This is a genomic window from Exiguobacterium mexicanum (assembly GCF_005960665.1).
Taxonomy (GTDB): domain Bacteria; phylum Bacillota; class Bacilli; order Exiguobacteriales; family Exiguobacteriaceae; genus Exiguobacterium; species Exiguobacterium mexicanum_A.
In genome coordinates, this window is record NZ_CP040676.1 from 1,241,009 (window position 1) to 1,260,688 (window position 19,680).

16 protein-coding genes, 1 other RNA gene and 3 pseudogenes are annotated in these 19,680 nt (G+C 46.2%); 13 read left to right on the forward strand and 7 right to left on the reverse strand.

Going from position 1 to position 19,680, the window contains the following annotated elements:
• Positions 1-14 precede the first annotated feature (14 nt).
• The 3 genes from FED52_RS06800 to FED52_RS06810 all read right to left on the reverse strand — a co-directional run bounded on the left by FED52_RS06800 (position 15) and on the right by FED52_RS06810 (position 2,975).
• Entirely contained in the window at positions 15-1,361 is a 1,347-nt protein-coding gene (locus FED52_RS06800) for a sensor histidine kinase (RefSeq protein ID WP_138859380.1), read from the reverse strand.
• Complete coding sequence (locus FED52_RS06805; protein WP_138859381.1) at positions 1,358-2,023, reverse strand: response regulator transcription factor; 666 nt, start codon at positions 2,021-2,023, stop codon at positions 1,358-1,360. The genes FED52_RS06800 and FED52_RS06805 overlap by 4 nt, the downstream gene beginning before the upstream one ends.
• A gap of 61 nt (positions 2,024-2,084) precedes the next feature.
• On the reverse strand, positions 2,085-2,975 hold the full coding sequence (locus tag FED52_RS06810) for a hypothetical protein (RefSeq protein WP_138859382.1): 891 nt from the start codon (positions 2,973-2,975) through the stop codon (positions 2,085-2,087).
• 169 nt (positions 2,976-3,144) lie between these two features.
• Between FED52_RS06810 and FED52_RS06815 the strand changes: the two genes are divergently transcribed.
• Both FED52_RS06815 and FED52_RS06820 read left to right on the forward strand, forming a co-directional pair.
• The gene (locus FED52_RS06815; RefSeq protein ID WP_138859383.1) at positions 3,145-3,552 is read left to right on the forward strand and encodes a hypothetical protein; all 408 of its coding nucleotides are present in this window, start codon (positions 3,145-3,147) and stop codon (positions 3,550-3,552) included.
• Positions 3,553-3,657: 105 nt separating this feature from the next.
• The gene (locus FED52_RS06820; protein WP_138859384.1) at positions 3,658-5,112 is read left to right on the forward strand and encodes a S8 family peptidase; all 1,455 of its coding nucleotides are present in this window, start codon (positions 3,658-3,660) and stop codon (positions 5,110-5,112) included.
• 38 nt (positions 5,113-5,150) lie between these two features.
• Here FED52_RS06820 and FED52_RS06825 read toward each other — a convergent pair whose 3' ends face one another.
• Entirely contained in the window at positions 5,151-5,555 is a 405-nt protein-coding gene (locus FED52_RS06825) for a hypothetical protein (RefSeq protein ID WP_034777681.1), read from the reverse strand.
• 121 nt (positions 5,556-5,676) lie between these two features.
• Here FED52_RS06825 and rnpB point away from each other — a divergent pair.
• From rnpB to FED52_RS06840, 3 genes are all read left to right on the forward strand, one after another.
• An RNA gene (gene rnpB / locus FED52_RS06830) (RNase P RNA component class B) lies at positions 5,677-6,044 on the forward strand.
• 106 nt (positions 6,045-6,150) lie between these two features.
• The gene (locus FED52_RS06835; RefSeq protein WP_138859385.1) at positions 6,151-7,317 is read left to right on the forward strand and encodes a THUMP domain-containing class I SAM-dependent RNA methyltransferase; all 1,167 of its coding nucleotides are present in this window, start codon (positions 6,151-6,153) and stop codon (positions 7,315-7,317) included.
• Between the two features lie 135 nt (positions 7,318-7,452).
• Positions 7,453-8,412 carry an IS30 family transposase gene (locus tag FED52_RS06840; RefSeq protein WP_138859386.1) on the forward strand — a complete coding sequence of 320 codons (960 nt, stop codon included), beginning with the start codon at positions 7,453-7,455 and terminating at the stop codon, positions 8,410-8,412.
• 87 nt (positions 8,413-8,499) lie between these two features.
• Here FED52_RS06840 and FED52_RS13985 read toward each other — a convergent pair.
• A pseudogene (locus tag FED52_RS13985) lies at positions 8,500-8,843 on the reverse strand (DNA/RNA non-specific endonuclease); the annotation flags it as partial.
• Positions 8,844-9,533: 690 nt separating this feature from the next.
• On the opposite strand from FED52_RS13985, the gene cadC reads away from it, so the two are divergent.
• The 3 genes from cadC (at position 9,534) to FED52_RS06855 (ending at position 12,851) form a co-directional block, all read left to right on the forward strand.
• The gene (gene cadC, locus FED52_RS06845; protein WP_003322301.1) at positions 9,534-9,902 is read left to right on the forward strand and encodes a Cd(II)-sensing metalloregulatory transcriptional repressor CadC; all 369 of its coding nucleotides are present in this window, start codon (positions 9,534-9,536) and stop codon (positions 9,900-9,902) included.
• On the forward strand, positions 9,895-12,066 hold the full coding sequence (locus FED52_RS06850; protein WP_138860300.1) for a heavy metal translocating P-type ATPase: 2,172 nt from the start codon (positions 9,895-9,897) through the stop codon (positions 12,064-12,066). The genes cadC and FED52_RS06850 overlap by 8 nt, the downstream gene beginning before the upstream one ends.
• Before the next feature lie 116 nt (positions 12,067-12,182).
• On the forward strand, positions 12,183-12,851 hold the full coding sequence (locus tag FED52_RS06855; protein WP_138859387.1) for a CadD family cadmium resistance transporter: 669 nt from the start codon (positions 12,183-12,185) through the stop codon (positions 12,849-12,851).
• 54 nt (positions 12,852-12,905) lie between these two features.
• Here FED52_RS06855 and FED52_RS06860 read toward each other — a convergent pair.
• A pseudogene (locus FED52_RS06860) lies at positions 12,906-13,199 on the reverse strand (transposase); the annotation flags it as partial.
• A 78-nt stretch (positions 13,200-13,277) separates the two neighbouring features.
• On the opposite strand from FED52_RS06860, the gene merR reads away from it, so the two are divergent.
• The 3 genes and pseudogenes from merR to FED52_RS06875 all read left to right on the forward strand — a co-directional run bounded on the left by merR (position 13,278) and on the right by FED52_RS06875 (position 16,821).
• A complete protein-coding gene (gene merR / locus FED52_RS06865; protein ID WP_001863748.1) occupies positions 13,278-13,670 on the forward strand; it encodes a mercury resistance transcriptional regulator MerR in 393 nt (130 codons plus the stop codon).
• A 28-nt stretch (positions 13,671-13,698) separates the two neighbouring features.
• A complete protein-coding gene (gene merA / locus FED52_RS06870) occupies positions 13,699-15,339 on the forward strand; it encodes a mercury(II) reductase (RefSeq protein ID WP_002440486.1) in 1,641 nt (546 codons plus the stop codon).
• Between the two features lie 159 nt (positions 15,340-15,498).
• Positions 15,499-16,821: pseudogene (locus tag FED52_RS06875) on the forward strand (ISL3 family transposase).
• 514 nt (positions 16,822-17,335) lie between these two features.
• Here the strand turns inward: FED52_RS06875 and FED52_RS06880 are convergent.
• Positions 17,336-18,211 (reverse strand): DNA/RNA non-specific endonuclease, encoded by an 876-nt coding sequence (locus tag FED52_RS06880; protein ID WP_138859388.1) that lies wholly within the window; start codon positions 18,209-18,211, stop codon positions 17,336-17,338.
• Between the two features lie 279 nt (positions 18,212-18,490).
• Between FED52_RS06880 and FED52_RS06885 the strand changes: the two genes are divergently transcribed.
• Positions 18,491-18,673, forward strand: a complete 183-nt coding sequence (locus FED52_RS06885) for a hypothetical protein (RefSeq protein WP_034777673.1) — start codon at positions 18,491-18,493, stop codon at positions 18,671-18,673.
• A gap of 68 nt (positions 18,674-18,741) precedes the next feature.
• Positions 18,742-19,647 carry a Gfo/Idh/MocA family protein gene (locus tag FED52_RS06890; protein WP_138859389.1) on the forward strand — a complete coding sequence of 302 codons (906 nt, stop codon included), beginning with the start codon at positions 18,742-18,744 and terminating at the stop codon, positions 19,645-19,647.
• Positions 19,648-19,680 lie beyond the last annotated feature (33 nt).

Genomic DNA, 19,680 nt, shown 5'->3' on the forward strand with positions numbered 1-19,680 from the left:
GAATATGAACGGGACTAAAACCGGACGTAAAAGGTGCTCCCTGTCCCGAGACGGGATTCGACCGTCATCTCACCGCCATGCAGGCGGACGATGTCTTGGGCAATAGCAAGTCCGAGACCGGTGCCCCGCCCGGTCCGAGAGATATCTCCTTTATAGAAACGTTCGAACAGGCGTGCCTGCGTCGCCTCATCCATTCCGACGCCGGCATCTTGAATCGAGACGGTCGGACGATCGGCTGCATACGCTTTGATGGTGATCAGCCCCCCGTCATGAGAGGCGTGAATCGCGTTCGTCAACAAGTTGGTCCAGACTTGGGCCAATAAGAGCGGGTCGCCGGTCACGACGAGCGATGTGTCAATCTCTGTCGCGACGGCGATCCCTTTCTCATCCAGCTGGAACGCATGGCGACGAATGACGTCCTCGATCGATGCGCTCACATCAACTTGTTCGGAGAGCGACACGTTCGACTCGTCGAGCCGGGCGAGCAGGAGCAACTGTTTTGTCAAATCCGAGAGGCGATCCGTCTCGTCACGAATGATCCCGGCATACATCAAGGCGTCCCCTTCGGTTCGGGCGGCCAGTTCCGAGGCGTAGCCTTTGATTGAGGTGAGCGGTGTTTGGAATTCGTGCGAGACGCTTGAGACGAAGCGACGCCGTTCACCCTCGGATTTCTCCAGTGAGTCGACCATGTCAGAGAAACGACGGGCGAGGGTTCCAATCTCATCGTTGCGCTCGGTCGGGAGATCGAGCGGACGGGCCCCGGATGCGACGGAGCGGGTCGCATCTGTCAATGTGCGCACCGGTCGGACGATCAGGCTTGTCGATAGGGCGATCAAGATGAAGGCGAGGCCGGTCAGGAGTGCAAAGAACAAGCCGACGAACAAGTGCAATTCTCGGATTTGGGCGCCAAGGTCGGGGCGGATGAAGACGGCATCTTCCCCGTCCAGGCTGAAGCCATACGTGTTGACGACTTCATTGTCGAACAAGCCGAGCCAAAACAAGTGGAACGGATAAGCGCGCATCCCGTCGTAGCGTTCGCCGGACCGGACCGAGGCGATGACGGCTTCGTCGAGTTGCTCGTCCCGGAACGAACCTCCATAGCGGTCGACCTCACCGTCAGGACGCACGACGAGGAGTTGATAGCCCGTCTGAGCGAGCAATCGATAAAAGGCCGATGCCTCACTGTCCGTATGCGTCTCGAAGTAGTCAAGGGCGGCTTGTGCCGTCTGTTCGGTCTTTTCGCTGTAGGACGGCTGCCACCAGACGTAATAGGCGACATTGCTGACGAGAAGGGCGATGGCGCCGGACAAGAGCAAAATCATGAACACGGTCAGGACGATCCGGGTATAGAGCGTCTTCATGGCGAGACCTCGAGCGTATAGCCGACGCCCCGAACCGTTCGAATCGTGATCGTGTCGTCATGCAAGCGGCCTCGGAGCCGTTTGATGTGCACATCGATGGTCCGGTCATCGCCCTCAAAGTCAAGGCCCCATACTTGTTCGATCAGTTCATCCCGGGTGAACACCCGGCCCGGGAACGCCGCCAGCTGATAGAGCAGCTCGAACTCCTTTTTCGGCAGGTGGATCGTCTCACTGTTCAGTTCAAGGCGATAATCGCGCAAGTCGAGCTTGAGCGGTCCGACTGTGACGAGTGTGGCCGCATTTTTGGCGTAACGTTTTGCGACGGCTTGAAGGCGGAACAGCAGCTCTTCCGGGATGAACGGTTTTGTCATATAATCATCGGCCCCGTGTTCGAAGCCGCTTCGTTTTTCTTCCCATTCCCCGAGAGCGGTCAATAAAATGACGGGAATGTCCGTCATTTGCTTCAGACGTGAGCAGAGCGTCCGTCCGTCGAGGCCGGGCAGCAAGATGTCGATGATCGCGGCATCGGCAGGGTTCGCCATAAACAGTCGCTCGGCGTCGGCCCCATCCATGGCAGCTGTCACCGTATGTCCGGCTCGCTGTAGCGTGGTCTCAACGAGGTGAAGGATAGCCAAATCGTCCTCTACAATCAGTACGTGCATCGCTCTCTTCCTTTCTATCACGACACCGAAAACAGGTGACCCGTGGCAGGTCACCTGCATGTTATGTCGTTTTGGTCAGTTCTTTATGCAAGGCCCGAAGCGCCCGCAAGAAGGCGTCTTTGAAATACTTGTCTTCTTGCGCCTCGAGTGTCTCAAGAGCAGAAGCGTCGCCGGCGCTCGCCTTGACGAGCAGGTTGACGACTGTGCCCCACCGCTTGACGTGCTCGGGCTTCGGATGGTTCATCGCGACAGTCAACGTGAACCAGTACGGTTGGTCACGGCGTTGGAGCGTGGCAATCATCTGTTTGGCCGTCATCGCTTCATCCTCGGTTGGTAACGTGGCGGTGGCGAACCAGCCGAGCAGCGCGGCGCTCATCGCCTCGAGCCGGACTTTGGCGTCCGGGTCGATCGGTTCGCGCCCGAACTCGGAAATGTTGACAAAGACGAGTCGGTCTTTCCGGTCGAGGTGGGTGATCCATCCTTTGACCGATTTGAGTTTTTCTTTATCTTTCGACTGGGCTTTCACCGTGTAGCCGTTCAGTTTACCGATGTAAATCCGGAACTGACCGCGATCGAGCTGTTTATCGACCTTGAACTCGATATCTTGGCCCACAGTGAACGGTTGATCCTTTTTGCTGAGCGTCTCGCCTTTCTTCAGCTCAGGCCGACGCACGATATAGCGGAGTGCCTCCTGCTCGGTCCGATCGTCAAGCGTCCAAAGGTTGTTCGGCGTGACGTTTTTGAAACGGTGTCGTCGGACATAGATGTATTGGTCGAGCGCCTCGACGGCGTCGGCGACGGAATTTTTTCCACTCAAATAGTCGTCTGCGATATCCCGGAGCGTGATCGACTCGAGCCGGTCGATGTGCCCGACGTAAGGGACGTTCCCGACGACGAACAAGGCCGTGGCGATCAATTCACTCTCGCGAGGGGTCAAAGGGCGTTTGGCCATACTGCACTTCCTCTCTTCATGTCATCTCATTCAGTATACCAAAAACAGATTTCGTCATGTTGTATGAATCGACCAGATGGAAAATTTTACAGGCAAACAGGATTTCATGGATTGATTGCGAATACTTGAATATGATAGAGCTACGCGGATGTTGAGATGAGGTGATGAGATGAAGTTATCGATCGAACCGGGGGATTACGTCGTATTGATTGAAATCAGCAAGGAAGTATTGAAATGTACGTCCCTCGACCAGGCCGACTATGTCGACCGAGACCGCTATGAATTGGTCGGCCGGATGAGTGAACGGCTCCCGGCCGAGGTGATCGTCCCTTCTATCATCGACTATATTCGGTTCGGTAGTGGATATATCGGCGACAATATCGTCTGGGACACAGAGACGGAATCGTTTTTCTGTCAACAGTTCGAGACGATTGATGGATCTCCGCTCGGTGAGGACCTCGACGGATTCACACCCGATCCGTATCGGACGGAACTGGCGCGTTATTATACGTATTTGACCATCGGAAAGATTGTCGACTATGAGATGGATGAGCCTGACGAACCGAGCTATTGGTGAGCGTCGAAAAAATGTCACAATCTATTTTTAGAAAAAAAGGGAAATTGATTCCGTAATTTGAGATAATGGTGGTATCTTAGGAAGTTTGGAATGGAGCGGTAGGCGATGAAGAAAATGATGCTTATGGCGGCGCTTGCGCTGCTCGTGCCGACGTCGGTGGACGCGGCGAAACCGGTCGTGTTGGAGAAACATGGTTACGTCGTGGCCGAGCCGAGGGTTGGGAACCAATATTATATCAAGCAAACAGGCACCGATTTGGCGTGGAACACGACGCGTGGTGCTTCAGACATCGTAATCGCTCTGATTGACTCGTCGGCAGACCGTAGTCATAAAGAACTTTATAATGTCCCTCGCGTCGTCAATTCGATGAAAGGGCCATACAGCGTCGATTATCATGGGACGCATACGGCCGGCATCATGGCGGGTCGTCATAACAAGTTTGGGATGGCCGGACTTGCTCCGAACGTACGCTATCATTTTTATAACGTCTTCTATGGGAAAAACTCGGAGTACACGGATTCTTGGACCGTCGCCAAAGCGGTTGATACGGCCGTGGCGAAGGGGGCGAACATCATCAACCTGTCGCTCGGCGGACAAGATTACGATCAAGTCCTTGCCGATTCGATTCGCCGGGCCCGAGCTAAAGGAGTCATCATCGTCGCGTCGGCCGGAAACGATGGGAAGAAGACCGTCTCGTTCCCGGCCAATATGAAGGAAGTCATCGCGGTCGGGGCGATTGATGCGAACCATCGCGTCGCTAACTTCAGCAATATGAGTAGCCAAGTCAAAATCGTTGCACCAGGCGTGAATGTCCTCTCACTCGGAGTGAAAAATAGTTTTGTTTATATGGACGGCACGTCAATGGCCGCGCCGATGGTATCGTCGGGTCTCGCGCTTGTCAAGTCGGTCAATCCGTTCTTGACACCGGCCGAAGTGGAAGGCTTGATTCAAAAGATGCCAAAGGCTAGTGGTAAGACATATACGGAGTTGAACACGAAGCGGCTCCTCGATCACACACCGAGACCGATTACCATTACGGCACCTTTAGTAATTAAAAGTAACTACGTTAAGGAAGCAAGAATGACGACTATGAAGAAACAGAACTTAAAATCAACGTATGCACTTTATCAGGGAACTCGAAAAGTTAAGACTCTTTCAATTTCAGATTCACCGTTTACAATGTATGCAGCTGGTGACTGGTTACCTTCTGGAAAGTATACCTTGCAAGGTGCAGTAACCGATGGAAAGTATAAACGCTCTTTTACTCGCTCATTTTCTTATATTAGTCCGGTTAAGACAATGGTTTCGATTAAAGCTACAGAAGTCGGTATGTTCGAATTGGCGACAACTCGAAAAGGGATCGTCACCGTGCTCGATGCGAACAAAAAAATCGTTTATGAGGCGCTTCATGTACCGGGCAAGTTCCCTGTTCGTGGTGACACGGAATCGGCCTATACGGTGCTGTTGAAGCCGACCGACGTCACTGAAAAAGTGGTGACGGTCAAATATGCGCCGCAACCGGTTCAAGTCGAGACGGACACTTCGGCGGAATCGACATAAAAAAACACCCGGAGCCAGTGCTGGCTTCGGGTGTTGATTTATGCTTTCGTGATGGCTTCACCACTCCAACGGATATTCGCTTCTAAGACGTTGCCGTTATCGTCGATATGTTCAAAACTCAGTTTCCCGTCGACGATGATCTCGCAGAGGCCGACGCGGACGTCGTCGCTCCAGGCGCGACGTGTCTGTGTCGACGCGTCGAACGTCGGGATTGATTCAGGAAAACGTTCCTGTAAGTGGGCCAAGTTATGATGGTCGAAGTGATACGAACGTTTGGACAATTCATTTGGTGCTTTGATGTCAAACGGCTCGAATCCTCGAACGAGTCGATTATTCCGGTAGAAGGCGAACACGCCGTTGTTCGGGTGGAGCGCTTTAATGTCATCGATTTCAATCACATAGGTCAGTCGTTGAATCCAACCGTTTTTTGCATCTTGACGCATCAAAATCCCTCCTTGTTCAATGGAACACGCCTTATTTTAGCGCTGACGCCCATGAAAATCAAGTTCAGGTTCTCGGTTGTCATTTCGCGGGTTATCCGCTACAATGGGTAAAGTGACTATGAGGTCTGGGCAATCGCGGGACGCAAGTCTTGAGGAAAGTCCATGCTCGCACAGCCTGTGATGGCTGTAGTGATCGTGCTACACGAAAAGATAAGTGTAGGCAACGCAAGTTGACGGCAGAAGAAGCACCTAAGTCCTCGGATATGGTGCAAGCTTCTTGAAAGTGCCACAGTGACGGAGTCTGATCGGAAACGTTCAGAGTGGAACGAGGTAAACCCCACGAGCGAGAAACCCAAACTATGGTAGGGGAACTTCCTGACTGGAACCGAACGGGACGGAAGGCGCCAATCGGCGCAGATAGATGATTGTCACTCCATCGTGCCAGGGAGACCGTTATGAGCACCGGAGTACAGAACATGGCTTATAGGGCAGCATAGTCTCTCATTTAACATTGACCAGGAGTTCAAGCAATCCTACTTGAGCTCCTTTTTACATGACCATTTTAGGAGTAACACTTATAGAAAGTAGGGATAGTATGGCAAAACGAAAACTGATTGCCACCGCAGCGATGGGCATCGAAGCGCTCGTCGCCAAAGAAGTGCGCGACCTCGGCTACACGTGTGAGGTCGAGAACGGACGCGTATATATCGACGCAGAAATGGAAGACATTCCGCGATTGAACCTATGGCTCCGAACGGCAGACCGCGTCAAGCTCGTCGTCGCCGAGTTCAAGGCGACGACGTTCACGGAACTGTTCGATGGTGTCGTCGAGCTGCCTTGGACGGATCTCATGCCGTGGGACGCCCGGTTCATCGTCGACGGCCGCTCTGTCAAGTCGAAGTTGTTCTCGATCCGCGACTGTCAGAAAATCACGGAGAAGGCGATTGTCGACGCGATGCAACGAGGATACGACAAGCCGGGCGAGTGGCTTCCGAAGACAGGCGCGTACTATCCAATCGAAGTCGCCTTGTTGAAAGATGTGGCGACAATCACGATTGACACGTCAGGTGACGCGCTTCACCGTCGTGGCTACCGTGAGCTCCACTCACAGGCACCGCTCAAAGAGACGATGGCCGCGGCGATGATCCAGCTGACGAACTGGAAGCCGGACATGCCGTTCTACGACGTCTTCACCGGTTCTGGGACGCTCGCCATCGAGGCGGCGCTCATCGGTCGCAACATCGCACCTGGTCTCAACCGTGAGTTCTGTTCACAAGACTGGCCGTGCGTACCGAAGAAAGCTTGGTATGAGGCCATCAATGAAGCGAACGAGAAAGCGGAGTGGGACAAACCGCTCAAAATCTACGGCATCGACCTCGACCCACGCATGGTCAAGCTCGCCAAGGATAACGCCGAGCTCGCCGACGTCCGTGACGCGATCACGTTCGTCCACAGTGACGCGGCTGCCTTGAAGCCGAAAGAAGAGTACGGTGTCATCATCGGTAACCCGCCATACGGCGAACGGTTGCAGACCGAGGAAGAGATCATCGACCTGTACGAGCGGATCGGCCAGCAGTTCGCCAAGTATCCGGGCTATAGCGTCTACATGTTGACGAGCTATGAGGACTTCGAGAAGGCGTACGGCCGTCCAGCGACGAAACGCCGTAAGCTGTACAACGGAAATATTGAGACGCAATACTACCAGTATTATGGTTTACGTCCAAAAAGACGCTCAACAGAGACGTTTGTAGAGGGTAAGTAATCACCCATTGCACACTAATTGCACACTTTTTATTTTTTCGCCGATTGTAAAATTAAGCTAGACAATTGAAAAAGCCATTCGTGGTACACTCACAATGTATTTTCCGACCAAAGAAAAACATAGGAGTGATTACGAATGACCTACACCCATCTTACCACGGATGAACTGGTGATGATAGAATCCTACCACCGCCAAAATATACCTGTAGCGATCATTGCTAAGTTGATGAACCGTTCCAGGCATCCAATCTACAACGTCATCAATTTCCTGAAATCAGGACATACAGCGCTCGACTTCTACACGCAATACAAGAAAAATAAGAAACGCTGCGGCTGGCGGAAGATTGTCCTGCCGAAGAAACAAGTGGCCTATGTTCAAGACAAGGTGGCGCAGGGCTGGACGCCGGATGTCATTGTCGGCCGGGCAGAAACGGCCATCGATTGTTCCGCGCGCACCATCTATCGCATGTTCAAAAATCAGGTCTTTGACGCCGCCACGCTGCCGATGAAAGGAAAACGGAAACCCAATGGACACCAGGAACGCCGGGGAAAACAGGCGTTCAAACGCCATATTTCCGAACGGGAAGCCGACAACCCGTCGTTCAAAAAAGAGTTCGGGCATATCGAAGGCGACACCATTGTGGGTGCCCGCCACAAAAGTGCGGTGATCACGCTGGTCGAACGGCTGACGAAAGTCATCATCGCCCTGAAGCCTGCAGGACGCAAGGCTTGCGATATTGAAACTGCGTTGAACCAGTGGTTCCAAGGGGTCCCGAGAAATCTGTTCAAATCCATCACGTTTGATTGCGGCAAGGAATTCTCCAATTGGAAACCGTTGTGCAACCGGCACGACGTCTCGATTTACTTTGCGGATCCCGGCACGCCTTCTCAGCGCGCCTTGAATGAAAACTCCAACGGGCTCCTGCGGAAAGACGGCTTGGCAAAGGAAATGGACTTCAACCAGGTGGATCAAACATTCATTTCGTCGGTGGCCGACAAGCGGAATAACATCCCAAGAAAGTCACTGAATTACCGCACACCGTTGGAGGCATTTTTGAGTCACCTGAATGGAGTCGATCTGTCTAGCTTAAATTGACAAACGGAAGAATATAAAAAGACATTCTCTTAAAAAATGGAGAATGTCTTTTTTACAATCATCATTGTTTTAATTTTTGGGTTGAAATCATTCCCCGACCATCCCGTCATTGTCGTTATCACGCATATAAGGATAAAGCCAATGGTCGCTCATTATCGGCATCGTGAAACCGGCGTCTTTCGCCTATTGAATCGTCACCTGACCGTCTCCAACCGTATCTCATTACCAGCAGGCTCGTTCGTGGCTGGGGATTCCAACTCACTTTCTGTGAGTGCCTCGTTCAACTCGTCCGGATTGACCTTGTCGAACGAGTCGGTAACCACATTTCTTTTGACCGTATATGTGTATTGGTAATGTGATGTAATATAAGTTTTCGTATCTAGATATGTGATGATCATTTTAAAGTCAATCGCGCCGCCGTCCTTACGGATAACATGTCACCTGTCGAGCTTACTGTATTCGACGCCTGAAACCTTAACGACCGTCTGACGTGACACGGATCAATTTACAATGCTCATTCGTGGACGCACAATACTCGCAATCCCCATATTTGATATCGACAGGTCCTTCTGTAATAGTCGCCGCACTTGATTCCGTGGTGCCCGGCTCGGACGTCTTGATGTTTTTCCTCTGTCGTAAGTATTTTTTCTGTGTTCTCTACTGTAGAGGAACTGCTCTATTGGGAACATCAGGAAAATAAAGGTATAGCTTGAGGTGCGGCTGAGTAAGTGAAATTCATTTCCTTTCTCTTTGAATGAATAGTTTCAGTATTACCAATTCTTTTATTTATCTGACTGTGAATCCAAGTTGTTTGAGACTCGTGTATATCCAATTTCATCATTAAGGACCTCTGTTCGTTTGCTTACTCATCAAATATAAAAAACGAACATTGATAAAAAGATGAGTTAATGGACAATTAAGACAAAATGAAAAGGACTATTTAAAGCCCTTTTCATTTTTTGTGAAAAGATAAACAAATATGTCTTTCTAACGTTCGTTAACGGGAATTACTATTAGAAAAATCATTTTATGTTTTTCATTCAAATATTCACTTGAATATTGACCAAGGAAAGGTATATACTATATTCAAGTGAACACTTGAATATCAATGGGGTGATAATGTGAATAAGAAAGATACTTGTGAAATTTTTTGTTATGACGAGGAAAAGGTCAATCGAATACAAGGTGATTTAAAAACAATCGATATTGTTAGTGTTGCCCAAATGTTAAAAGCAATTGCGGATGAAAATAGGGCAAAGATTACCTATGCTTTGTGTCAAGATGAAGAGTTATGTGTGTGTGATATAGCAAATATTATTGGTATTACGGTGGCAAATGCTTCTCATCATTTAAGGACCCTTCATAAGCAGGGGATTGTAAGATATAGAAAAGAAGGAAAACTAGCGTTTTATTCGTTAGACGATGAACATATTAGACAAATAATGATGATTGTACTAGAACATAAGAAAGAAGTGAATGTCAATGTCTGATCAAAAGGCAATAACATCTGAACAAGAAATGAAGGCCTATCGTGTACAAGGTTTTACTTGCGCAAACTGCGCGGGTAAATTCGAAAAAAATGTAAAACAGCTATCTGGAGTTGAGGATGCAAAAGTAAATTTTGGTGCATCTAAAATTGTTGTTTATGGTAATGCAACGATAGAAGAACTAGAAAAAGCAGGTGCATTTGAGAATCTCAAAGTGACACCTGAAAAATCTGCTCGCCAAGCATCACAAGAGGTAAAAGAAGATACGAAAGAAGATAAAGTGCCATTTTATAAAAAGCACAGTACGCTGCTCTTTGCGTCCTTATTGATTGCGTTCGGTTACCTGTCCCAGAGTGTGAATGGGGAAGAGAACCTCGTTACTACATTATTATTTTTAGCATCCATGTTGATCGGAGGATTATCGCTTTTCAAAGTCGGTTTGCAAAACTTGTTTCGCTTTGAGTTTGACATGAAAACCCTTATGACAGTGGCTGTTATAGGTGGCGCTATCATTGGGGAATGGGGAGAAGTGGCCATTGTTGTCATTCTCTTTGCGATTAGTGAAGCTCTTGAACGATTCTCTATGGATAAAGCAAGACAATCCATTCGTTCATTAATGGATATTGCACCAAAAGAGGCACTCGTTAGACGAAATGGACAAGAAATGATGATCCATGTGGATGACATTGCCATTGGTGATATTATGATCGTGAAACCCGGCCAGAAGATTGCCATGGACGGGACTGTAGTAAGCGGCTATTCGGCTGTTAACCAGGCGGCCATTACGGGCGAGTCTGTTCCTGTTGCGAAAACGGTTGATGATGAAGTGTTTGCAGGTACTTTAAATGAAGAAGGCTTGCTTGAGGTAAAAATAACTAAGCTGGTAGAAGACACAACGATTGCAAAAATTATTCATCTTGTAGAGGAAGCACAGGGAGAACGTGCCCCATCTCAAGCATTTGTCGAAAAATTCGCGAAATATTATACGCCAGTCATTATGGTCATTGCAGCTTTAGTCGCTATAGTCCCTCCATTATTCTTTGATGGCAGTTGGGAAACATGGATTTATCAAGGATTAGCTGTTCTTGTTGTCGGCTGTCCTTGTGCATTGGTTATTTCCACTCCGATTTCCATTGTTTCAGCAATCGGGAATGCAGCGAAAAAGGGCGTTCTTATAAAAGGCGGTATTTATCTAGAAGAAATGGGTGCCTTAAAGGCCATTGCATTTGATAAAACGGGCACACTAACAAAAGGTGTCCCAGTGGTAACTGATTTTAATGTGTTGAACAAGCAGGCAAATGAAAAAGAATTGCTGTCCATCATTACTGCATTAGAATATCGTTCCCAGCATCCTCTTGCTTCAGCCATTATGAAAAAAGCAGAAGCGGAGAACATTAATTATTCTGACGTACAGGTAGAGGATTTCTCTTCTATCACAGGAAAGGGTATAAAGGGTATCGTAAACGGGACGACTTATTACATCGGTAGCCCGAAACTCTTTAAGGAATTATTGACTAATGATTTCGATAAAGACTTAGAGCAAAATGTTACTACTCTTCAAAATCAAGGTAAGACAGCCATGATTATTGGAACCGAAAAAGAAATACTTGCAGTTATTGCAGTTGCTGATGAAGTTCGTGAGTCAAGTAAGGAAATTCTTCAAAAGTTACATCAACTTGGAATCAAAAAAACAATTATGCTTACTGGTGATAACAAAGGCACTGCGAATGCTATCGGAGGGCAGGTTGGAGTATCTGATATAGAGGCAGAATTAATGCCACAGGACAAATTAGACTTTATTAAACAGTTGAGATCCGAGTATGGCAACGTAGCAATGGTAGGAGATGGGGTCAATGATGCACCTGCATTGGCGGCCTCAACAGTTGGGATTGCAATGGGTGGAGCTGGTACAGACACAGCCTTAGAAACTGCAGACGTCGCTCTAATGGGAGACGATTTAAGAAAACTTCCATTCACTGTAAAACTTAGCCGGAAAACTCTTAATATCATCAAAGCTAACATTACTTTTGCAATTGCTATTAAATTTATTGCCTTACTATTGGTTATCCCAGGTTGGTTAACGCTTTGGATTGCCATTCTTTCCGATATGGGCGCAACCCTTCTAGTAGCTCTAAATGGTTTGCGACTAATGAGAGTGAAAGAATAAAGGAAAAAGTGCTAAAAAGGGCTCTTCCAGACAGATGGAAATTCCTTTTTTAAAAAGGACTCATTATGAGTATAACTTCTAAATATAATAAAAAATCAGTTAGTGAGTTGATGTAATTGACTTTAATTTTGAACGTTATTTCTGCAATAGGGGCATTTATAGTTACCAATATTGATGATATTTTTGTTTTGATGCTGCTATTTTCACAGGCAAAAGCACAGGTGAAAACGAGTGAAGGTTTAAAAGGTAACCAGACAGAGAATAAGCATATATCCCCTAAGGATATAATTATTGGACAATATCTAGGTTTTACCTTGTTAGTAGTAGTTAGTCTCTTAGGAACTTTTGGAGTTATGTTAATTCCAGAGAAATGGGTAGGATTACTTGGACTAATTCCAATCTATTTAGGGATTATGTTGTTTATAAAGGGAGAAGATGAGGATGAAAATGCAATTCTTTCAAGTTTAAATTCTAGAAAGTATAATAGTGTCTTTTTAAGTGTAGCATTTATAACATTTGCTAATGGCGGAGATAACATTGGAATATATGTTCCTTTCTTCTCTACTTTAACCATGAACCAACTAGCAGTAACGGTTATTACTTTCTTTATTATGGTTGCGATTTGGTGTTTTATTGGATATCGTTTGGCAGCTTTTAAACATGTCTCTGAAACCTTAGAGAATTACGGTAGATGGATTATACCCATTGTCTTTATTGGTTTAGGAATCTATATCATAGTGGAGAACGAAACTTTCAGTGCCCTTTTGAGTTTAATAAATTATTAAAAAATAATCTGAACTGCCCCCCGTCAAGTAGACAGTGGAAATAATAAAAGTGATTTAAGCGGCTTTCGCTCTATATTCTTTAGGGCTGAGGCCGTTTAATCGTTTTTGGTATCTTTCGTGATTATAAAAATAGATGTACTCATTTATGGCAATGTTAAGTTCTTCAAAGGTCTGATACATATGTAAATAATACTTTTCACATTTTAACGTGCCGAAAAAAGATTCCATTGGTCCATTATCAATACAGCGACCAACCCGTGACATACTTTGAGTCATTCCTGCCGCCTCTAATTTACGCTTGAACGCCTTAGAGGTGTATTGGAATCCACGATCACTATGAATCAGTGGGTGTTCTTGATGCAATCGTACGTTTACTTGACCGTGTACTATGGTACACGGTTTATAATATTCATGGGGTGAAATAAGATGATTTATCGCATTAGTGAGTTTGCAGATAAATGTGGAGTTAATAAAGAAACGATCAGATATTACGAGCGAAAAAATTTATTACAAGAACCTCACCGAACGGAAGCTGGTTATCGGATATATTCATATGATGACGTTAAGCGTGTTGGGTTTATTAAACGAATACAGGAACTTGGTTTTTCTTTAAGCGAGATTTATAAATTACTTGGTGTTGTAGATAAAGATGAAGTTCGTTGTCAAGATATGTTCGAATTTGTTTCTAAAAAACAAAAGGAAGTGCAAAAACAAATAGAGGATTTAAAACGAATTGAAACTATGTTAGACGACTTAAAACAACGATGTCCAGATGAAAAGCAATTACATTCGTGTCCAATAATAGAAACATTAACATGAGAGATTAATTAACGAAAGGAGCTTTTTTATGAATAAATTTAAGGTAAACATTTCAGGAATGACTTGTACGGGTTGTGAAAAACACGTAGAATCAGCACTTGAAAAGATAGGTGCTAAAAATATTGAGTCTAGTTATCGTCGTGGTGAAGCAGTATTTGAACTGCCCGATGATATTGAGGTTGAAAGTGCAATAAAGGCGATTGATGAAGCAAATTACCAAGCCGGAGAAATTGAAGAAGTATCATCACTAGAAAACGTGGCGTTAATTAATGAAGACAATTATGACCTTCTTATTATTGGTTCTGGTGCTGCTGCCTTTTCTTCGGCAATTAAAGCTATAGAATACGGTGCAAAAGTTGGAATGATTGAGCGTGGAACGGTTGGGGGAACCTGTGTGAATATTGGCTGTGTTCCGTCAAAAACTCTTCTTAGGGCAGGGGAAATCAATCATTTATCAAAAGACAATCCGTTTATAGGTTTACAAACATCCGCTGGAGAAGTGGATTTAGCTAGTTTAATCACGCAAAAGGATAAATTGGTGAGCGAACTTCGGAATCAAAAATATATGGATTTAATTGATGAATATAATTTTGATTTAATTAAAGGTGAAGCAAAATTCGTTGATGCTAGTACGGTTGAGGTCAATGGGGCAAAGTTATCTGCAAAACGCTTTTTAATTGCAACAGGTGCATCGCCTTCGTTGCCCCAAATTTCAGGACTTGAAAAAATGGACTATTTAACTAGTACAACACTTCTTGAGTTAAAGAAAATACCAAAACGATTAACTGTAATTGGTTCAGGATACATTGGAATGGAGCTTGGACAACTATTTCATCATTTAGGTTCAGAAATAACGCTTATGCAAAGAAGTGAGCGACTTTTAAAGGAGTATGATCCTGAGATTTCAGAGTCAGTTGAAAAAGCGTTAATTGAACAGGGTATAAACCTTGTCAAAGGGGCAACTTTTGAGCGTGTTGAACAAAGTGGAGAGATAAAAAGGGTTTACGTAACAGTAAATGGCAGTAGAGAAGTCATTGAATCAGATCAGTTACTTGTTGCCACTGGAAGAAAACCAAATACGGATTCTTTAAATTTAAGTGCAGCAGGTGTTGAAACTGGAAAAAATAATGAAATCCTAATCAATGATTTTGGTCAAACAAGTAATGAAAAGATTTATGCAGCAGGAGATGTGACTTTAGGACCACAATTTGTATATGTAGCAGCCTATGAAGGTGGAATTATTACTGATAATGCTATTGGTGGATTAAACAAAAAAATAGATTTATCGGTAGTTCCTGCTGTTACGTTTACGAATCCGACGGTTGCAACGGTTGGTTTAACAGAAGAACAAGCAAAAGAGAAAGGGTATGATGTGAAGACATCTGTATTACCTTTAGATGCTGTTCCAAGAGCAATTGTAAACCGTGAAACAACCGGTGTATTTAAACTAGTAGCAGATGCAGAAACACTAAAAGTATTAGGGGTTCATATTGTATCTGAGAATGCAGGAGATGTCATCTATGCAGCATCATTAGCTGTTAAATTTGGCTTAACGATAGAAGATTTAACAGAAACCCTAGCACCATATTTAACAATGGCTGAAGGGCTAAAATTAGCTGCACTTACGTTCGATAAAGATATTTCGAAATTATCTTGTTGTGCAGGCTAAGGGAACTTTTTTACAACTCCCTATTCAAGTGAACCAGCTAATGCTTTAAGGGATTTTCTAAGTGCATTTGTGGTCACAAAAATAATTTAACACTGATGATTTCGACATCAAATCTATAATTGATACCTTAACACCGCAGAGTAATAAAGGATGAATAATATGTCAGACTTATTATCCCTACCAGACATTAAAACAATAGAACCGCCACAAGAAAATGAAACCGATATGATATTTAAAGTTGAAGCAGTCGGACCACCTGAACGTTGTCCTGAATGTGGTTTTGACAAGTTGTACAAACACAGTTCAAGAAATCAACTAATTATGGATTTGCCCATTCGTTAAAAGCGAGTGGGCTTACAATTGAACCGTAGACGATACAAGTGTCGTGAATGCGGATCTACCTTCTGGGAACGCCTAATATCTGTAGATGAAAAGCGTAGTATGACCAAAAGGCTTTTAAAGTCCATTCAAGAGCAATCCATGTCTAAGACCTTTGTAGAAGTCGCAGAAAGCGTTGGTGTTGACGAGAAAACCATTAGGAACGTTTTTAAGGACTATGTGGCACTCAAAGAACGTGAATACCAGTTTGAAACTCCTAAGTGGCTTGGGATAGACGAGATACATATTATCCGTAGACCTCGGCTTGTATTGACTAATATTGAACGCAGGACTATTTATGACATCAAGCCTAACCGTAACAAGGAAACAGTCATCCAACGTCTTTCAGAAATCAGTGACAGGACTTACATTGAGTACGTCACAATGGATATGTGGAAGCCCTACAAAGACGCAGTGAACACTATCCTTCCACACGCTAAAGTTGTCGTAGATAAGTTTCATGTAGTTAGAATGGCTAATCAAGCCTTAGATAACGTCAGAAAGTCTTTGAAAGCCCATATGAGCCAAAAAGAAAGACGTACCCTTATGCGTGAAAGGTTTATCCTTCTAAAGCGTAAACACGATCTAAATGAACGTGAATCATTCCTCTTAGATACTTGGTTAGGTAATCTTCCTGCTTTAAAAGAAGCCTATGAACTCAAAGAAGAGTTTTACTGGATATGGGATACTCCTGATCCAGATGAAGGTCATCTTCGTTATAGTCAATGGAGACACCGTTGCATGTCCAGCAACTCTAAAGACGCATATAAAGACCTCGTGAGAGCCGTAGACAACTGGCATGTCGAAATATTCAACTACTTTGATAAAAGGCTCACTAATGCTTATACGGAGTCAATTAACAGCATTATTAGGCAGGTAGAGCGAATGGGTAGAGGTTACTCGTTTGATGCCTTACGAGCCAAAATCCTTTTCAATGAGAAGCTCCATAAAAAGCGTAAGCCACGATTTAATTCAAGTGCTTTCAATAAAGCTATGTTATACGATACTTTCAATTGGTATGAAGTGAATGATCACGACATTACAGACAACTTTGGTGTCGATTTTTCCACACTTATTAAGAATTTGGAGAAGGGTGATTTATAAGCCCTTTTCCACCATGAAATCCGAATACCCAAGATATTTAGCGTTTATGTATAAAGGCATCGTTTAAGTATAGAGTTACTATTATAATACAGGATAATGATTTGTTTTATTAAATTATATAAACCATATTGCACAGAATCGTATTTATATTGCATTGCACACTGCATTGCAGACTAGGTGGATAATTAATGGTGTCAACCCAATCATTTTACTTCGTATGGATATCAAGAGATGGTGATTGATAACGGATGGAATGTTATAAACAGTACTACCAGTTTTTCGGCAAGCGTCCGCCGAGATGTCCTGTTGAGTCGGCTGACTCAAAATAACAATTGGTCGAAGGATCGTAGACACTCGTCTATGGTCCTTTTTTTGCTTGATTTTATGTTTTACAATATCGAAGGGCCGACAATTCAATCTCATATCGACGCGCCATAAAAAAACGCTCTCCCTTTGATCAGGAAGAGCGTGACGTCGATGATTCTTTCATATCGTTGTGGGTGATCCCGATAGCTTATTCTCCGACCATCCCGTCGCCATCATTGTCATGCATGTAAGGATAGAGCCAATGATCGCTTGTGATCGGCATGCTGAACCCGGCATCTTTTGCTTCTTGGATCGTCACTTGGCCGTTCCCATTCATATCGATGCTCGCGACGTCACCGTCTTCAGACACGGACTCGGCTTCAGTCGCACTCTCGGTCAGCCCGAGCGACTCGTTCACCTCGTCCGGGTTCACGTTGTCGAACGAATCGATAATAACATTTCCTTTGACAGTGTATGTGTACTCATAGTGTGAAGGGATTTGCGTCTCCGTATCCGGATAGGTGATGATGGCCTCGAAGTCGGTCGCGCCGCCTGCGCTCCGGATCACGCTCTCCATGTACGCCTGGTCCCCGTGGCGGTTGAGCGTGCTGTCCTGCGGAGTGATGTTGAAGGCGTTCGAGACGCCGCCGAGCGAATCGGCGATGACGTGCCCTTCGTCGAGGTCGCGATGCTCGACACCAGGCACTTTCGCCTCGTCTGAATAATAGCGACCCGAAGACGTGACGTCCTCGAGCTCATCATCTTGCAAGACGATCTCGTCGGCGAGCACTTTCACGAGTTGTCCGTGCTCGTTCGTGAACGCCCAGTACTCGCGTTCCCCGTATCCGATATCGACGACGACATTATGCTCGCGGTCGCCTGACAAATCTCCACCCTCGACTTCAATCAAGTCGTAGCCCGTGAAGTGATCGTTCGTTTCGGTCTGGTCAGGGGGCTCCGTCTCAACGGTAACCTGTTCCTGAGATTCCGTCTTCGACTCGGGATTCGGTTCTGTCTCGTTCGTGCAACCGGCCAACAACAGCATGGCCAGCGGGAAGGCAAGATAAGTAAGATTGTTTTTCATGTTAAAACTCCTATGTCTTTGATGCATACTTGTCCATTCTAGGAATCTTCGCCCACATTTTCAAGCAAACGGATTGGAGGCGGTTTTAATCGTGCTTCCGACAAACGAGACAGATTTTGTCACAGATGGGGGAGGCGTCGCCCTAGGTAAGAATGGTACAATGGGGGAGAACGGGTCGAACAGGGGGCTCTCGAGCGATTTGAGTCGCACACCCGAGGTGTTTCAATCATTTCGTTTCAGGCTATACATACGTATACATCGCTTGAGAGGAGACATATCATGCAGACATATACGATTGAATATGCGTTTCAAGATAAGGAACAGACGACACGAACGTGTGAAGTCGAGCTCGACCGGACGCCAGATTTAAAGGATAATGAGCAACTCGCCGACCTATATCAAATCGTGTCGGATGCGATTCGCAAGCCGATCACGAGTTTTGAGATTCTTGCCGTCCATTAAGTGAACCATCGACCCCGGGCGTACGCCATGGGGTTTTGTTCAGTCCATCGAAGAGGAGAGAAGTTGAAATGAAGATCGTGGTTGTTGGGTTAGGGGATGTCGCGAAAAAAGCGTATTTACCGGTTTATGCCGGATTAGAAGGGGTGGACGTCTATCTCGTCTCGAGAGATGAGGCGAAAGCGGGGCAGCTCGTCGACAAATACCGATTCAGCGGCCATTACCGGTCGTTACAAGACGTGCCGCTCGATGAGGTGGATGGCGTGTTGATCCATTCGACGACGTCGGCCCACGCGGACCAGGTCGGCTACGTGCTCGAGCGGGGCGTCCATGTGTTCATCGATAAGCCGGTCACGTTCTCGCTCGACGAGACGGAGCGGCTCGTGCGGCTCGCGGCAGACAACGGGGTCGAACTCGTCACCGGCTTCAATCGTCGTTTCGCGACGGCGACGGCGGCCTTGAAGGAAGTCACGGACCAAAACCTCGTCCTCATTCAAAAGAATCGCACGTATCAACCGGCGACGCTCCGAGAGTTCATCATCGAGGATTTCGTCCACGTCGTCGACACGCTCCGTTACTTGACGAGGCTCGCACCGGTTGAGAATTTGTCGGTGCGGACGCGCTATGAAGGAGAGACGCTGAAACAGTTGCAGATTCAATTCACGGCGGGTGGGATCGAAGCGCTCGGGATCATGAACCGCGACAACGGTTGTACGGAAGAAGTGATGGAAGTGATGTCTCCGCGTCTGAAGCGGGTGTCCCGCGACGTCGAGCGCGTGTATGACTTCACGCGCGACGGCATGCTCGAGCGGGCTCTGAGTCCGTGGGAGTCGAACCTTATGCGTCGCGGCTTCACGACGATGATCGATGCGTTCATCAAGTTACTGAACGGCGAACCGAACGAGTCGGTGCTCGCTGCTGATAGTCTGACGACGCATGCGCTCTGTGAACGCATACTAGAAGAGGCTTCGCGCTGACCGTCTCGTTTCTGCGGTCCGTCGAGCGGGTAA

Coding starts and splice junctions, on each gene's coding strand:
- FED52_RS06840 (WP_138859386.1), top strand. CDS start 7,453: ATGACCTACACCCATCTTACCACGGATGAACTGGTGATGATAGAATCC.
- FED52_RS06890 (WP_138859389.1), top strand. CDS start 18,742: ATGAAGATCGTGGTTGTTGGGTTAGGGGATGTCGCGAAAAAAGCGTAT.
- FED52_RS06825 (WP_034777681.1), bottom strand. CDS start 5,555: ATGCGTCAAGATGCAAAAAACGGTTGGATTCAACGACTGACCTATGTG.
- FED52_RS06850 (WP_138860300.1), top strand. CDS start 9,895: ATGTCTGATCAAAAGGCAATAACATCTGAACAAGAAATGAAGGCCTAT.
- FED52_RS06885 (WP_034777673.1), top strand. CDS start 18,491: ATGCAGACATATACGATTGAATATGCGTTTCAAGATAAGGAACAGACG.
- merA (WP_002440486.1), top strand. CDS start 13,699: ATGAATAAATTTAAGGTAAACATTTCAGGAATGACTTGTACGGGTTGT.
- FED52_RS06820 (WP_138859384.1), top strand. CDS start 3,658: ATGAAGAAAATGATGCTTATGGCGGCGCTTGCGCTGCTCGTGCCGACG.
- FED52_RS06815 (WP_138859383.1), top strand. CDS start 3,145: ATGAAGTTATCGATCGAACCGGGGGATTACGTCGTATTGATTGAAATC.
- FED52_RS06880 (WP_138859388.1), bottom strand. CDS start 18,211: ATGAAAAACAATCTTACTTATCTTGCCTTCCCGCTGGCCATGCTGTTG.
- merR (WP_001863748.1), top strand. CDS start 13,278: ATGATTTATCGCATTAGTGAGTTTGCAGATAAATGTGGAGTTAATAAA.
- FED52_RS06835 (WP_138859385.1), top strand. CDS start 6,151: ATGGCAAAACGAAAACTGATTGCCACCGCAGCGATGGGCATCGAAGCG.
- FED52_RS06800 (WP_138859380.1), bottom strand. CDS start 1,361: ATGAAGACGCTCTATACCCGGATCGTCCTGACCGTGTTCATGATTTTG.
- FED52_RS06805 (WP_138859381.1), bottom strand. CDS start 2,023: ATGCACGTACTGATTGTAGAGGACGATTTGGCTATCCTTCACCTCGTT.
- FED52_RS06810 (WP_138859382.1), bottom strand. CDS start 2,975: ATGGCCAAACGCCCTTTGACCCCTCGCGAGAGTGAATTGATCGCCACG.